Raw genomic sequence first — 15,749 nt, 5'->3', positions numbered from 1 at the left:
GTTGGAAAGCGCTTGTAACTCAACGTCGTCCCCATGCTTTTTGTTCTGAATTGCCGCTCTCAACGCCCGGCCACGGAGAAGGTTCCTGAACGGAATTCATTTCGGAATCTGCTTTCAAAACGATAGGCTGAATAAGCTCACCGTCGATCATCATCTCGCTCCGCATCGGCGTGGCGTTCCAGCAGTTTGGCCTGATCGGCGTCGGCCTGTTCACCCTTGTGGGGAGGGGACTTCTACATCAACGCGAGTTCAGCATCCGCTCCACCCACCCGCCCCGATCCGCCATCGGCGCAGAACATCCAGCGGGTCTTCCGCGTCGATGCGCCAACAGATGCGATAGACTTCCAGCACCTCGGCGCTCATCTCGCCGCGATGATAGAAGAAGGTCGCGGCTGCATAACGGGTTCGCCCGGACCATTCGGTGCCCGGCGGCTTCCTGATGAGGTCCCAGTTCTGGCGGGCTTCATCATCTTCTGATAGTGCTTGACACAGGGGAGCATTGTCCCACTCATCTGCGCGGTCAAAAACCGGGCGAGCGCATCATGACCGTTGTTCTCAGCGTCAAGAACAAGAAGGTTGCGGTGAGAATGAAGGCAGTATCTGCGGCGGTGGCTACCGGTGAAAAGGGTGGGCGCGGTCGCAAGGCATCCAAGGAAACGCGGCGCCAGCAACTGATCGAGGCGACCATCGATTCGCTCGCCAAGCGCGGTTATGCCGAAACGACCCTTGCCGACGTCGCCGATGGCGCCGGCCTGTCGCGCGGCATCGTCACTTCCATTTCGAAAGCAAGGAAAACCTGCTGATCGCCACGCTGTCGATCTGGGTTTGCGGCTATGTCCGGCTGAAGGACGGCGAAAGCAGCGCGGCGCAGCAATATGATTCCCCCAATGCCGTCAGCGATCCCGCCATCAGCGGCTATCTGGTCAATGACTGGGGCTACGGTCACGCCAATGGCAAGGGCATCGCGGCGGTGGATCCGAAGATCCTGGCCGAGAAGGGCTATGCCGATGTCGACGAATTCGTCGACAAGATGCTGTTCCGGTCACCGGTGCCGACGATCTGCACCAGAAGATGATTGCCGAATTCGAGAAGATCAAGGCTGGCTATTGAACGGATATGATGCGGATGTGATTGTCGTCGGGGCCGGCTTTGCCGGCCTTTCGGCGGCGAATGCCCTGGTTTCCGCCGGGCGCGAGGTTCTCGTGCTCGAGGCGCGCGGGCGCGTCGGCGGGCGGGTTGCCTCGGGGGTGTTTGCGGATGGCGTCCGCTTCGATACGGGCGGCCAGTTTATCTGTGACGAGATGCCCGAGGTCATGGCGCTGGTGCGCCGGCTCGGCTTTTCGGTGCTCGACACGCCTATGGAAGGTGCTTTCCAGATCCAGCCGGCTCTTGCGTCCGGGGAGGCTGGCCACGGCTTTGCGGAATCCGGCCGTATCCGGGCGCGGGCCAATCGGATCAATCCGCATGATCCGTCGATCGCCGGGCTGACGGTCGAGGCCTGGCTTGCGCTGCAGACGGATGCGCCGGGTGCGAAGGCCGGGTATCAGGCGATGGTCGAGGGCCTGTGGTGCCGCTCGATCAGCGAAATCCCGCTCTGGTACGTCATCGACAATGACCGGCGCACGACAAGCAACGGCAGCGAACTGCAATATTCCGTCGATGGCACCATGCATGCAGTCGCCGAGGCGCTCGCGGCCTCGCTCGGATCGCGCGTGCGTCTCGGCATGCCGGTCACGCGCATTGTGCGCGGGAACGGTTTCGTCACGATACTGGCTGATAATGGCGAGGCTTTCAGGGCACGGCAGGTGATCGTCGCCGTGCCGCCGGTGATGGCGTCGCGGATCATCCATGAGCCGGCGTTACCGTCCGATCTGGCTGGTGCTCTGGCGGTCTGGAAAAGCGGAACGGTCATCAAGGCGTTCGTCGAATATGAGCGACCGTTCTGGCGCGATGACGGGAAGAGCGGCATGGTGATGTGGCGCGATGTGCTCGGCCTGTTTGCCTGCGATGTCAGCAACCATCGTGCCTCGGCGCTGGTGGTATTCGCGGGCGGTCCATTGGCGGTCCACTGGAGCGGCAAGGGGGAGGATTTCATCCGCTCCGAGATGCTTCGCCGGCTGGCCACGGCCTTAGGCAGCGCAGCTGTGACACCCACCGATTTTCGAATGCGGAACTGGATCGACGACACATGGAGTGGCGGCGGTTATAGCGACGTCATCACCGATCTCTGCGCCTATGATGCGGAAACGATCATCCGTGCCGGCGCCCCGCCGGTGCATTTCGCCTCGTCGGAGCTGTCGTCGTCTTTCCCGGCCTATGTCGAAGGCGCGATCGTCGCCGGACGCGAGGCCGCCGCGCGTGTCCTTTCGAACGGGCCGACGGATTGATTCAGTCCGCCAGCGCCACCAAGGCGTCGGGGTCGCAGGCCAGCCGGATCGGTGCTCCGATCGGAATGTCGTCGGCGCCGAAATTGTTGGTCTCCGATACCGAAAGCGCCGCCCCCCTTGCGGTGTCGCTACATTTTGGCTTTGAAGCTGCGTGCTGGCCCCGAAAGCTATTTTTCGAGTTCGGGGTAGACCCGATCGAGAAAGCCGGGGCGCTGTTTCTCGCCGATCATGCAGTCCGACGTGGGTGTCGTCTGAGCGGGAATGATCCGCTCCACCCGTTGCCGGCGGCTGACTTCCATCACCAGTTTCTGGCGGATGGCGACCGAGAAGTCTGCCGGCTTATGGACCGGCAGCACGAAGGAGCCGGGACCGCCGATGACACAGTCCGCATAATAGCGGTCGAGCGCAACGGCGCTGCCGGACGGGCGGATGAGAATGGCGAGGCCATTGATGATGATGCCGTCGGCAACGGCGGTGTTGCGGGCTGGGTCGACCGGCGGTCCGAGATTGTTCGGCCCGTCGCCCGACACATCGATTACCCGCCGCATGCCTTGGTAGGGGTTGGCGCCCAGCAGCTTCGATGCGAAGAAGATCGCGTTGGAAATCGAGGTGCCGCGGCGGGTGAAGACCGGACGCGAGGCCAGTTGATCGGCAAAGGCGGCGGCATCATCGGCGTCCTCGATCAGGTGCCAGTCCACCACCGAGGTCTCGTTGACGCTGCCGGCCCATTCGAAATAGCTTATAGTGATGCGCCCGCTGAGGCCGCCCTTGACCGCATTGATGAAGTCTGGATGACGTATCGCTTCAACATATCCCAAACGTTGTACCTGCGCCTCCTCGATATCCATGGAGCCTGACATATCTACTGCCAGAACAAGAGCAACATCGACCTGGTTGTCGTTCGCGGCAGCGGTCGCGACAATACCGCCGGAAAGGCCCAGGAGCATGGCAAGTGTCGTGATCATTGTGTCATCCAATCACTGCTGCCGATCGTAGGAAACAAAATGTACCATAACTGGTTGTTGGGAAGAGCCGTTTGGCTCCCGTGACGTTCAAGAAACGGTGATTTGTTTCACCTTGTATCTATCTGGTAATGAAAGACTGACGGAGTGACCGGCGCAATGCTTCTGAAAAATGATACTGATGCGGTTTTTGTTGATCGGTTCCAGCAGGCGGCGTTCAGTTATTTCCTCGAATTCGTCAATCCGCGGAACGGTCTGATCGCCGACACCTCGCTGCCGGGTTCGCCATCGAGCATTGCCGCGACCGGTTTCGGTCTCTCCGCCTATCCGATCGGGGTCGCGCGGGGATGGATGAACCGGGAGGATGCCGCCGAGCGCACCCTTACGACCTTCCGCTTTCTCGCTGACAGCCCACAGAACCGGGACAAGGATGCCACGGGTTACAAGGGGCTCTATTATCATTTCCTCGACATGGAGACCGGTCGGCGGACATGGCGCAGCGAACTTTCGCTGATCGACAGCGCCCTGCTTCTGGCTGGCGTATTGACCGGGGCTGCCTATTTCACGAAAGAAGATCCGGTCGAGGCCGAAATCCGGTCGCTGGCCGCGATGCTTTATGCGCGCGCCAACTGGGCCTGGGCACTCGATGGCAAGGAAGCGCTCTGGCTCGGCTGGAAGCCACGGACCGGCTTTCTGCCGTTCCGCTGGGAAGGCTACAGTGAAGCGATCATCCTCTACGTGCTGGCGCTCGCATCTCCGTCCTATCCGATCGGCAGGGAAAGCTACGATGCCTTTTTGCGCCAGTGCGACTGGACGGCCATCAAGGGCAAGCCGTTCCTTTATGCCGGGCCGCTGTTCATTCATTTGTTTTCCCACGCCTGGATCGATTTTCGCGGCATTCAGGATGCGGCCGTCGCCAGCGAGGATACGGACTATTTCGAAAACACCCGCCGCGCGATCACCGTCCAGCGGGAATATGCCTCGGAAAATCCCGGCGGTTTCGTTGGTTACGGTTCCGATATGTGGGGCCTGACCTCCTGTGATGGTCCGCCTCGGCCGCGCCGCCTGCAGGACGGGCGCCATCAGGTCTTTTCCGGTTACGCCGCGCGCGGTGCGCCGCAGGGGCCGGACGACGGGACGATTGCGCCCTGGGCACCGCTCGCCTGCCTGCCGTTCGAGCCCAAGGCTGCGATGTCGGCGACGCGGAACATCGTATCGACCTATCCCGGCGTTGTCGAAAACGGCCGCTTCCTCGGCAGCTTCAATCCGAGCGTTCCCGGCAAGACGGCGGAAGGATGGCTGAACAATCGCACAGTCGGGCTCGATCAGGGCATTCTGGTGATGATGATCGAAAATCACCGCACGGGCCTTGTCTGGGACATGCTGCGGGACTCGCCGGTCATTCGCCGTGGCCTGAAGCGGGCGGGCTTTTCGGGCGGCTGGCTTTGAGGTAAACGGACAGCCTACTGCTACAGTGACTTTTGCGCGTCGTATTTGACGCGCGGCGCTGTAGCAGACAATCAGGCGGCTGCCCTTGAACGACACCCGATATACAGGCAGGTTCTCCGTGCCGGATGCTGAAACAGCGATGGCCTGGCAGGCGGAAACCTTTCCGCAGGTCGCGGCGTCGCTTGGTGATGGTGAAGGTTTCCTGTCGGTGTCGGAGGCCTGGCGCGCAGATAGTGTCTGGCTCGCAGATTGTCTCGACCACCAGAATCGCTTCGCCGCCGGCATGGACGAGCGCATGCGGGGCGCCCATCTGATCGCCTTCTACTGCCATCACCTGAGTATCGCCGTCGGGACGATCTATCTGAATACCGGTCTCGTTGCCGATCTCGATCCGCAGCGTCTTGCGGTTCGCCTCGAGAGCTATGATCTTCCCGCTCACGCCTCCGCACGGGACGTCAGGCGCTTTCATTTCCGGTTCAGTTCATTTTTGACCGGTGGAAGCGCCAATGATTTCCACGATGCCTTCGTTACAAGTCTCAAGCCTGTGGTGGAAGCGCTGCAGGCGCATACCGGCCTGTCGGCGGCAGCGCAGTGGCGGCTGGCGGCTGACGGGATTACCGGGGCGTTCCTGGAGATTGGCTCCGCGAAAGGAGACGAGGAGGGCGCCATGGCTTCGGCGCTTGCCATCGTCAAGCTTCCGGGATCGCCGCTTTTGTCGAGCGAATTGCACTATGAGCAGATCGAAACGGAGCGGGACGGTGTTCCGGTGAAGCGGCTTTTTCGCCTGAGAAGCGGCTGCTGCCTGTTTTACCGCACGCAGGGCGGTGATTTTTGCGATGTCTGCGTGCTTCTCGAACCGACCGTGCAGAGGAGCCGCCTGCGCGATCATATCGCCCGCGCAGGCAATCCTTGACCATTTCGCGTGCTGCACCGGCTTTGCGGGCGGCACGCGATGATTGTCAGGCCGATTTCAGGAACCGGTCGTTGATGAAGCCGGAGAGGACGCCCAGCACGATCCAGAAGGCCAGTGTCGTCGCAAGCGCAGCCACGGCGAATTCCGCGCCGAGAACGGCCGGGACGGCGCTCGAAATGTCCACCGGTTGCGGCGCGCCGTAGAGATGCGGGGCGATCAGCAGCAGGAGACCGGCCGCCTTGGCGACGATTTCAGCGCGCAGGACGATGAGGTAAAGACCGGCGCCCGAAAACAGGATCGTTGCGACCCACCAGATCTGCCGGTCCTGCAGGTCGGCGGCCGGGAAGCCCGGCAATTCCGGTGGCAGGCCGAGGGCAGGGAGCAGGTGGACGGCGAGCCAGCCGCAAGCGCCCCAGAGCGCTCCGTTGCGCAGCGTGATCGGATAGCCGATGACGAGGCTGACGCCAGCGAGAAGCAAGCCGAAGCCTGAGCCTGCCACGAGATTGGCGAGCAGCGTTCCCGAAAAGCGGCTCATGCCGAACATGATGCCGCCTTCTTCATGTTCACCTTCCGCATGCGCGTAGGCAGGCGTGATCGGTGAAAGAGCGGCCAGGACATAATCTACGGCTGATTGCTGCTTCAGATGCGAATGCTGCTGTTCGGTGGCGGGTTGCTCGGTTATCGGTTGCCCGGCGGCCGGTTCCTCGCCTTCATATTCCTCGGCATGCAGGATCAGCGGGGTCACCCGAAGCTCCTGCGCGGCGGTCATGAAGGCGCCCGCAATCAGTCCAGCCACCAGCGCGGCCAGAATTGTTTTGATAATCATATCGATATCCCCAGATTCAAGCGGAGCGGCTGTCTTCAACCGTGTTCACGCTTTGCATGTTTGAAATCCCACGGCAAAAACCGCCCGGTGCCGAGGCACGGACGCATAGATTACCGCCGCCCGGTTTTCATCAAAACCAGGCGTTGCTTCATGTCGGATGGCTGGGAAAGGCGGGTCGCCTTTCCTGTCAGTCGATCAATGGCAAGGAAAGCCATAGGAATGACGGACGTCGTGCGCGGTGTCGTGCAGCACGGCGGAATTGGCCAGGCCAGCACCGAAAACCAGGAAACTGCCGATCAGCAGCGCGAGAATGCCGGTTGTGATGCGGTCGTTGAGGGAGAGCGAAACATTCGAAACTGCAGTCTTAGCCATGACAACCTCCGTGATGGCGCGTGGGATTTCTCCCACCAATTGGGCACCGTGCCCCTTATCAACCGGCAGGTTTCCTGGCTCGCGGCGTCAGGCGCTTTCGCACCAAGGAGCCTGTCTCGCCTTCCCAGGGTGCGGGCGTTAGGCCCGCCGCCGCAGTGGCTTTTGCCGGATGTCCGGCATGACAAACTCTGACCGCTCTACAGTCGCGGGGTCGGCCATGATAGAGGTGCCCAGAATGGGTCCACCCGTCACGTTCCCATTTACTCCCCGAAAGCGCCTCGCCCCCAGGGAACCAATTGATCCGACGATGATTATGACGTCCCCCCAGCGATGTCAATTCGAGGCTGCGACGCGGCATGCCGCTTTGAGGGGCAAATGGTGATACAATTTGCATATCGTCAAGTCATGCATTCGACCGGCGAGTTGAACCGATTTCGAGCAGGTCTGCCTTAAAATAACAATGAATGGTTGATTGTATTGCGGCTTACATTTCGCGTGGGGCGGAACAATAGTTCCTTAGGAACCTTGATGCAGAATGGCCTGCACGCCTGTACGCGATGAATCACTCTTAGAGAAGACCATGAAAGCGGTGAGGTCCGAGCAGGAATTCCAGAATATTCTTCGCCGATTGGGACTTGCGCTTGAAGCATCCCAGATCGGTGTCTGGGAGCATGACACCCAGACGAACGAAGTGGTCTGGGACCTGCAAATGCACCGGCTTTACGGAACCGGCCGCGAAGAGAAGCACGTCAAGGGCGAAGTTTGGACGAAAGCGATCCACCCGGACGATCTTGAGCATGCGCAAGCCGATTTCGACAAGGCGATCGCCGCGAAGGGTGCCTATCAATCGGAATATCGCATCATCCTGCCGGGCGGCGAGATCCGCTACCTCCGCTCGCGTGCGCATTGCTTCGAGGAAGACGGCAATATCACCTTTCTCGGCGCCGAATGGGATGTGACCGCGGACGTCCTCCTGAACAGGGAATTGCAGCGGCAGAAGGCGATCGCAGAAACGCGGGCAGTGGAACTGGAGGCAAGCACCCAGCGGATCGAATATGCGGCCGAGCACGACTATCTGACCGGGCTTCCAAATCGCCGTTTTTTCGATCGTCGCCTGGTCGAGCTTTCGAAGGAGCAGGCGGTCGAGAAACTGGCGATCCTTCATGTCGGCCTCGACCGGTTCAAGCAGGTCAACGACACGGCCGGCCATTCCGTCGGGGACGATGTCTTGAAATCGGCGGCAAGCCGAATCGTGGCCGCCTTGCCGAAGAGCGCGTTCGTCGCCCGCATGGGTGGCGACGAATTTGCGGTGCTGATTTCCAATTTCAGTTCGGTCGACGACCTGAAGACGCTCGCCGAGCGGCTGGCGCAGCAATTGAAGCAATCCGTCTGGTACAAGGATGAGGTGCTGCGCGTCAGTGCATCGATCGGGCTTGCTTCAGCCCATGGCCGCAACGTCACCGAACTGCTGGCCGAGGCCGATATCGCGCTTCACCGCGCCAAGAAGCTCGGCCGTGGCAAGGTGGAAATCTTCTCGACCCAGATGAAGGCCCAGCTCAACACCGAGCGGCGTCTGGCCAAGCAGTTTGCCCGCGGGCTGGAGAAGGGCGAGTTCATTCCCTATTATCAGGCGCAGGTCGATGCGCGCAGCCGTCGCATTGTCGGTCTGGAAGTTCTGGCGCGCTGGAACCATCCCAAACGGGGATTGCTGCTGCCGGGCGAATTTCTGGGTGTTGCCTCCACCCTCGGCATGCTCGACGATCTCGATGCAGCAATCCTGAAAGCAGCCCTGAAAGACCGGAAATCCTGGTTGCGCCAAGGCGTGCGCGTGCCAAGGATCGCCGTGAACGTTTCGGCGGCCCGTTTGTCGGATCCACTGTTGATCGACGAGTTGCATCAGCTTGAGGTCGAGCCGGACACGCTATCCTTCGAACTCCTGGAAACGATCTTCCTCGACGATACCGAGGACAGCGTCTTTGCCAACGTCGAGGCGCTGAAGGATCTGGGTATCGACATCGAGATCGACGATTTCGGTTCCGGCCATGCCTCGATCATCGGGCTGATGAAGCTGAAGCCGAGCCGGCTGAAGATCGACCGGCAACTGGTCATGCCGGTCATCACGTCGCGCGAACAGAAGCGCCTGCTGCGCTCCATCGTCGATATCGCCAAGGCGCTTCATATCGAGGTCGTGGCGGAAGGCGTGGAGACGCTGGAGCATGCCAAGCTCCTGACCCGCCTTGGCTGCGACGTCCTGCAGGGTTATGCCATCGCCTATCCGGTCTCGGCCGACGACATTCTGGTCCGTCTTTCAGAACCGCAGGCGGAAACATTTGCCGGACATCCCTGAAGCCAGATCGGGTCGCGGCATTCACGATGCCAGCAATTCCTGCATCACGCCGATGATCCGACGATGCTGGTGGGCGTGGCGGGTGCGGATGCTGGTCGCGGCATAGATCGCCTGGGCGATCGGCGGTGCGTCCTCGACCGGAAAGGCGCTACCTTCCTGCGCCAGTTGCCGCGCCGTATCGCGGCTGAGATAGGCAGCACCGCCGAGTGTCTTCAACAGGCCGGTGATGGCGATATTCTGCCCGGACGCCAAGGGTGCGGCCGACAGATGCGGCAGCGCCAGCCGGTGGGCCCGGTCGAAAGCCGGCGAATAGACGGCCTGGATATAGGTCTCGGGCCTCAGTCCGGCGACGGTGCGGGCACTGGTGCTGACCAGCATATAGGTGAGTTCGCCGATCCGCTCGTAATGCAGATCGGGCAGGTAATGTGGCGTGTAGAGAATGGCGAGATCAAGATCGCCGGCGGCGAGATCGCGGTTCATCTGAATGGAATAATCGGCTTCCATATAGATCGAGGTCGCGGGAAGATCGGTCCTGATCGCCGACAGCCAGCGGCCGGCGAAGGCTTCGGCCAGATCATGCTGAATGCCGAGCCGCATCGAGCGCTCATAGGCGCCGGCATTTTCCACCGCCCGCGTCGCCTCGTGCCATTGATGCTGAAGTGCCTTGGCATGATCGAGGAAGCGCAGCCCGGACGCAGTCGGCGCCGTGCCGCCCTTGTTGCGGGTGAAGAGCTTGCGGTTGAACTGGGCTTCGAGCGCCTTGACGCGGTGGGAAACGGTCGATTGCGTGATGTTCAGCCGTTCCGCCGTCCGGTTGAAGCTGCGGGTTTCCATCAGGTCGAGGAAGGTTTCGATGAGGTCGATCTGCATGCCGTTTCAAGTCGCTCACTTGTAAAACCCCCTCCCGCTTGTGGGGAGGGGTCTTGCTTCATTCGCAGTCTAATCGAATTCTTCGATCAATAAAGCGAAATCCGTGCGCTTGATGCTCGCCTGCTTCATTGCCAAAACTGGTCCCAAACAAGGGAACAGACATGTCGAATTTGCCGTCTCATGCACGCGTCGTGATCATCGGGGGAGGGGCCGTCGGGGCGTCCTGCCTCTACCATCTGGCCAGGGCCGGATGGACGGATTGCGTGCTTCTGGAAAAGAACGAGCTGACGGCGGGCTCGACATGGCATGCGGCCGGCAATGTGCCGACCTTCTCGTCGTCCTGGTCGATCATGAACATGCAGCGCTATTCGGCGTCGCTCTATCGTGAGCTTGGCGATCTCGTTGATTATCCGATGAATTATCACGTCACCGGTTCGATCCGCCTTGGTCATTCCAAGGAGCGGCTGCAGGAATTCAAGCGTGTGGTCGGCATGGGCCGCTATCAGGGCATGGACCTCGACATCCTGTCGCCCGGCGAGATCAAGTCGCGTTATCCCTTTGTCGAGACGCATGATCTGACCGGCGCACTCTACGATCCCTATGATGGCGATATCGACCCGGCGCAGCTGACACAGGCGCTGGCCAAGGGCGCGCGTGACCTCGGCGCGAAAATCTTCCGCTTCTGTCCCGCGACCGGCGCTCGCCGGGAAAACGATGAATGGGTGATTTCGACGGCGCAGGGCGATATCGCTTGCGAATACGTCGTCAATGCCGCCGGCTATTATGCCCGCGAAGTCGGCAAGTGGTTCGGCCGCGACGTGCCGATGATGGTGATGAGCCATCAGTATATGCTGTTCGAGGAAATTCCGGAACTGGCCGCCTGGTCGAAGGAAGCCGGTCACAAGCTGCCGCTGCTGCGCGACGTGGATTCGTCGTACTATCTGCGCCAGGAAAAGACCGGTATGAACCTCGGTCCCTACGAGAAGAACTGCAAGGCGCACTGGATTACGCCCGACGATCCCATGCCCGACGATTTCTCCTTCCAGCTTTTCCCGGACGATCTGGAGCGACTGGAATGGTATCTGAACGATGCCGTCGAGCGCGTGCCGATTCTCGGCACCGCCGGCCTGTCGCGGATGATCAATGGCCCGATCCCCTATGCGCCTGACGGTAACCCGCTGATCGGGCCGATGCCGGGCGTGCCGAACGCGTTCGAGGCCTGCGTCTTCACCTTTGGCATTTGCCAGGCCGGCGGCGCCGGCAAGGTGCTGGCCGAATGGGTGACCGAAGGCCAGACCGAATGGGACATGTGGTCCTGCGATCCGCGCCGCTTCACCAGCTTTACCGATCAGGATTATTGCATCGCCAAGGGCATGGAAATCTATGGCCATGAATATGCGATGCATTTCCCGAAACACGCCTGGCCGGCCGGGCGCAACAAGAAACTGTCGCCGATCCATGACCGGATCGCGGCGCTTGGTGCTCAGTTCAAGCCTTATAACGGCTGGGAGCGCGCCAACTGGTACGCCAAGCCGGGCGACGATCTTTCGGAAGAGGCAACCCAGACGTGGAACCGCGCCGGACCTTGGCAGAAGCGGATCGAGGAGGAATGCCTTGCGGTCACGCATGCCGCCGGCATTCTCGATCTTCCGGGCTTCTCTCGCTACCGGCTGAAGGGCGAGGGCGCCCGCGACTGGCTGCTCGGCCTGATCACCGGCAAGGTGCCGAAGCCCGGCCGGATCGGCCTTGCCTATTTCTCCGACGACAAGGGTCGCATCGTCACCGAAATGTCGGTCATGGCGCTGGAGGAGGACTTCTTCTTCCTGATCACGGCGGCGACGGCGCAGTGGCATGATTTCGAATGGCTGCAGAAGCACCTGCCTGAGGATGCAGCCTTCACGCTGGACGACGTCACCGAAAACTTCACCTGCCAGATTCTCTCCGGTCCGAAGTCGCGCGACATTCTCGCTGACGTCTGTGATGCCGATCTCGCCAAAGGCTGGCTGACCCACCAGTCGGTGCAGATCGCTGGCCGCTGGTGCCAACTGGTGCGCGTCTCCTTCGCCGGTGAACTCGGCTGGGAAATCCATACGAAGATCGACGATACGATCGTGATCTTCGACGCCGTCTGGGCGGCGGGCCAGAAGCATGGCCTGAAACCCTTCGGCATGGAGGCGCTGGATTCACTGCGCATCGAGAAGGGCTATCGCGCCTGGAAGGGCGACCTTTCGACGGATTACACCATCCTGCAGGGCGGTCTTGAGCGCTTCGTCGATTGGGCCAAGCCTGAGTTCAAGGGCAAGGCGGCGCTGGAACGCGAAAAGCAGCAGGGCGTCACCAAGCGCTTCGTGACGCTGGTGGTGGACGCCGGCGATTGCGACGCGCCCTACATGTCGACGCTCTGGCATGGCGGCAAGGTTGTCGGTGAAACGACCTCGGGCAACTGGGGTTATCGCATCGGCAAGTCGGTCGCGCTCGGCATGTTGCGCGCGGACCTCGCCACGCCCGGCACCGAGGTCGAGGTCGAGATCTACGGCGACCGCTTCAAGGCCGTTGTCCAGGCGGACGAGCCGCTGTTTGATCCCAAGAATGAAAGACTGCGCGCATGAGCAAGCCCATCCCCTCGAAAGCCCGCGTGGTCATCATCGGTGGCGGTGTTTCTGGCTGTTCCGTCGCCTATCATCTGGCCAAGCTCGGCTGGACGGATGTGGTGCTGCTGGAGCGCAAGCAACTGACCTCGGGCACGACCTGGCATGCGGCCGGCCTGATCGGCCAGTTGCGCGCCTCGCAGAACATGACCCGACTCGCCAAATATTCCGCCGATCTCTACACCAAGCTGGAAGCTGAAACCGGCATCGGCACCGGCATGCGCCAGTGTGGCTCGATCACGGTGGCGCTGACCGAGGAACGGAAAGAAGAGATTTATCGCCAGGCCTCGCTTGCCCGCGCCTTCGACGTCGATGTGCGCGAGATTTCGCCTTCCGAGGTCAAGGCGATGTATCCGCATCTGAATGTGTCGGATGTGGTTGCCGCCGTGCACCTGCCGCTTGATGGCCAGTGTGATCCGGCCAATATCGCCATGGCGCTTGCCAAGGGTGCCCGCCAGAATGGCGCGACCATCCTCGAAGGCGTCAAGGTGACGGCCGTTCACAAGAAGGATGGCCGGGTGTCCGGCGTCACCTGCCAGCAGAATGGCGAGACCTTCACGATCGAGACCGAAAACGTCGTCAACGCTGCCGGCATGTGGGGCAGGGAGCTTGGCAACATGTCGGGCGTGACGGTGCCGCTGCACGCCTGCGAGCATTTCTACATCGTCACCGAACCGGTCGCCGGGCTGCAGCGCCTGCCAGTGTTGCGCGTGCCGGACGAATGCACCTATTACAAGGAGGATGCCGGCAAGATGCTGGTTGGCGCCTTCGAGCTCAAGGCCAAGCCCTGGGGCATGGACGGCATCAGCGAGGATTTCTGCTTCGACCAGTTGCCCGAGGATTTCGATCACTTCCAGCCGATCCTCGAAAACGCTGTTCGCCGCATGCCGATGCTGGAGACGGCGGGCATTCATACCTTCTTCAACGGCCCGGAAAGTTTTACGCCCGATGACCGCTACTATCTCGGCGAGGCGCCGGAACTGAAGGGATACTGGGTGGCGGCCGGCTACAATTCGATCGGCATCGTCTCCTCCGGCGGTGCCGGCATGGCGCTCGCCCAATGGATGAACGACGGCGAGCCGCCCTTCGATCTCTGGGAGGTCGATATCCGCCGCGCCCAGCCTTTCCAGAAGAACCGCACCTATCTCAAGGAGCGCGTCACCGAAACGCTCGGCCTGCTCTATGCCGACCATTTCCCCTACCGCCAGATGGCGACCGCACGTGGCGTTCGTCGCTCGCCCGTGCACGAACACCTGACGGCGCGGGGCGCCGTGTTCGGCGAAGTGGCGGGCTGGGAGCGCGCCAACTGGTTTGCGAAACCCGGTCAGGAGCGGGAATACAAATACAGCTGGAAGCGGCAGAACTGGTTCGAGAACCAGCGCGACGAACATCTGGCGATCCGGAATGGTGTCGGCCTGATCGACATGACCTCCTTCGGCAAGATCCGCGTCGAGGGCCGCGATGCGCTTTCTTTCCTGCAGAAGCATTGCGCCAACCAGCTGGATGTTGCCGCCGGCCGCATCGTCTATACCCAGATGCTCAACGCCCGTGGTGGCATCGAGAGCGACCTGACGGTCACCCGGCTTTCGGAAACAGCTTTCCTGCTGGTCGTGCCGGGCGCCACCCTGCAACGCGATCTTGCCTGGCTGCGCAAGCATCTCGCCGATGAATTCGTCGTCATCACCGACATGACGGCTTCGGAGTCGGTGCTCTGCGTCATGGGACCGAAGACGCGTGACCTGATGCAGAAGGTGAGCCCCAATGATTTTTCCAATGCCGCCCATCCGTTCGGGTCGGCGCGGGAGATCGAAATCGGCATGGGGCTCGCCCGGGCGCACCGCGTCACCTATGTCGGAGAACTCGGCTGGGAGCTTTATGTCTCCACCGACCAGACGGCGCATGTTTTCGAAACGCTAGAGGCTGCGGGTGCGGATATCGGCCTGAAACTCTGCGGTATCCATACGCTGGATTCCTGCCGCATCGAGAAGGCCTTCCGCCATTTCGGTCATGACATCACCGATGAGGACCATGTGCTGGAAGCCGGTCTCGGCTTTGCCGTCAAGACCGGCAAGGGCGATTTCATCGGCCGCGATGCGGTCCTGCGGAAACAGGACACTGGCCTGTCGCGCCGTCTCGTGCAGTTCAAGCTGACCGATCCGGAGCCCTTGCTGTTCCACAACGAGGCTGTGGTGCGTGACGGCAAGATCGTCGGAACGATCACATCAGGCAATTACGGCCACCATCTCGGCGGCGCGATCGGTCTTGGTTATGTGCGGTGCGAGGGCGAGAGCGAGGCCGATGTGCTGGGCTCGGTCTACGAGATCGAGATCGCCGGGACGCGGGTGAAGGCGGAGGCGTCGCTTGCGCCGATGTATGATCCGAAGGCGGAACGGGTGAGGATGTGAGATCATCCAGTCCCATTCGGATTGGGACTGGATCGCGCACCTTTCTCTCCGTCATGGTCGGGCTTGACCCGACCATCCATGGCCCCGGGGAGTGGATCCTCGGCTCAAGGCCGAGGATGACGGAGAGAGATAGTTAGGTCACGAAATGTCCACAGCCTCGTTAGGCTCGTCATGGCCAGCGGCTGAGGGGCATTCTCGGACCGGCCCGCAAACGAATGCGCGCACCGGAACGCGATTTTCCGGTTATTTTTCAGGGGGATGAAGCCATGCTCGCGCCAGAAAAGAAATCGACGGAACATCCGATGGACCGCATCGACCAGCTCGTCGCCGCGCACAAACCGGGTTACGGCCTGGCGCGGCCGTTCTATACCGATCCTGACATCTACGAACGAGATCTGGAACGAGTCTTCCGGCGCCACTGGCATTGCGTCGCCCATGAAAGCGTCATCCCGAACCCCAATGATTTCGAGGTTTTCCGGATGGCGTCCGAGCAGGTGATCCTGACGCGGCATGCCGATGGCACCGTTCATGCGATCCTCAATATCTGCCGCCATCGCGGCGCCGAGGTCT

Annotated in this window: 12 protein-coding genes, 1 pseudogene and 1 riboswitch; of the genes and pseudogenes, 8 read left to right on the top strand and 5 right to left on the bottom strand. The window is 61.3% G+C overall.

Features of this window, described 5'->3' with window-relative positions:
* Window positions 1-19 precede the first annotated feature (19 nt).
* Window positions 20-151 (bottom strand): hypothetical protein, encoded by a 132-nt coding sequence (locus VL202_RS20735; RefSeq protein ID WP_325465962.1) that lies wholly within the window; start codon window positions 149-151, stop codon window positions 20-22.
* Between the two features lie 436 nt (window positions 152-587).
* Here VL202_RS20735 and VL202_RS20730 point away from each other — a divergent pair.
* Window positions 588-814 (top strand): annotated as a pseudogene (locus VL202_RS20730) (TetR family transcriptional regulator); the annotation flags it as partial.
* A 313-nt stretch (window positions 815-1,127) separates the two neighbouring features.
* Window positions 1,128-2,387 carry a flavin monoamine oxidase family protein gene (locus VL202_RS20725; protein WP_325465963.1) on the top strand — a complete coding sequence of 420 codons (1,260 nt, stop codon included), beginning with the start codon at window positions 1,128-1,130 and terminating at the stop codon, window positions 2,385-2,387.
* A gap of 167 nt (window positions 2,388-2,554) precedes the next feature.
* Here VL202_RS20725 and VL202_RS20720 read toward each other — a convergent pair whose 3' ends face one another.
* On the bottom strand, window positions 2,555-3,352 hold the full coding sequence (locus VL202_RS20720) for a DUF1194 domain-containing protein (protein ID WP_325465961.1): 798 nt from the start codon (window positions 3,350-3,352) through the stop codon (window positions 2,555-2,557).
* 156 nt (window positions 3,353-3,508) lie between these two features.
* On the opposite strand from VL202_RS20720, the gene VL202_RS20715 reads away from it, so the two are divergent.
* On the top strand, window positions 3,509-4,798 hold the full coding sequence (locus VL202_RS20715) for a glucoamylase family protein (RefSeq protein WP_325465960.1): 1,290 nt from the start codon (window positions 3,509-3,511) through the stop codon (window positions 4,796-4,798).
* A gap of 85 nt (window positions 4,799-4,883) precedes the next feature.
* Window positions 4,884-5,711, top strand: a complete 828-nt coding sequence (locus VL202_RS20710; protein WP_325465959.1) for a (2Fe-2S)-binding protein — start codon at window positions 4,884-4,886, stop codon at window positions 5,709-5,711.
* A 46-nt stretch (window positions 5,712-5,757) separates the two neighbouring features.
* Here VL202_RS20710 and VL202_RS20705 read toward each other — a convergent pair whose 3' ends face one another.
* Both VL202_RS20705 and VL202_RS20700 read right to left on the bottom strand, forming a co-directional pair.
* Window positions 5,758-6,537, bottom strand: coding sequence for a CbtA family protein (locus tag VL202_RS20705; RefSeq protein WP_325465958.1), 780 nt, complete (start codon window positions 6,535-6,537; stop codon window positions 5,758-5,760).
* Window positions 6,538-6,732: 195 nt separating this feature from the next.
* Window positions 6,733-6,909 carry a CbtB domain-containing protein gene (locus VL202_RS20700; protein ID WP_325465957.1) on the bottom strand — a complete coding sequence of 59 codons (177 nt, stop codon included), beginning with the start codon at window positions 6,907-6,909 and terminating at the stop codon, window positions 6,733-6,735.
* A 47-nt stretch (window positions 6,910-6,956) separates the two neighbouring features.
* A riboswitch (cobalamin riboswitch) is annotated at window positions 6,957-7,221 on the bottom strand.
* Between the two features lie 268 nt (window positions 7,222-7,489).
* Between VL202_RS20700 and VL202_RS20695 the strand changes: the two genes are divergently transcribed.
* Window positions 7,490-9,256, top strand: a complete 1,767-nt coding sequence (locus VL202_RS20695) for a bifunctional diguanylate cyclase/phosphodiesterase (RefSeq protein ID WP_325465956.1) — start codon at window positions 7,490-7,492, stop codon at window positions 9,254-9,256.
* Between the two features lie 21 nt (window positions 9,257-9,277).
* On the opposite strand, the gene VL202_RS20690 is transcribed toward VL202_RS20695, so the two are convergent.
* Complete coding sequence (locus VL202_RS20690; protein WP_325465955.1) at window positions 9,278-10,126, bottom strand: LysR family transcriptional regulator; 849 nt, start codon at window positions 10,124-10,126, stop codon at window positions 9,278-9,280.
* Between the two features lie 161 nt (window positions 10,127-10,287).
* On the opposite strand from VL202_RS20690, the gene VL202_RS20685 reads away from it, so the two are divergent.
* From VL202_RS20685 to VL202_RS20675, 3 genes are all read left to right on the top strand, one after another.
* Entirely contained in the window at window positions 10,288-12,735 is a 2,448-nt protein-coding gene (locus tag VL202_RS20685) for an FAD-dependent oxidoreductase (protein ID WP_325465954.1), read from the top strand.
* Window positions 12,732-15,179, top strand: coding sequence for an FAD-dependent oxidoreductase (locus VL202_RS20680; RefSeq protein ID WP_325465953.1), 2,448 nt, complete (start codon window positions 12,732-12,734; stop codon window positions 15,177-15,179). Before VL202_RS20685 ends, VL202_RS20680 begins: the two co-directional genes overlap by 4 nt.
* 266 nt (window positions 15,180-15,445) lie before the next feature.
* On the top strand, window positions 15,446-15,749 hold a 304-nt coding region (locus VL202_RS20675; RefSeq protein WP_325465952.1), incomplete at its 3' end, for a Rieske 2Fe-2S domain-containing protein.

The organism is Pararhizobium sp., from assembly GCF_035497515.1.
GTDB lineage: Bacteria > Pseudomonadota > Alphaproteobacteria > Rhizobiales > Rhizobiaceae > Pararhizobium.
Note: the sequence above shows the minus strand (reverse complement) of the source record. Positions and strands in the feature narration are given on the sequence as shown.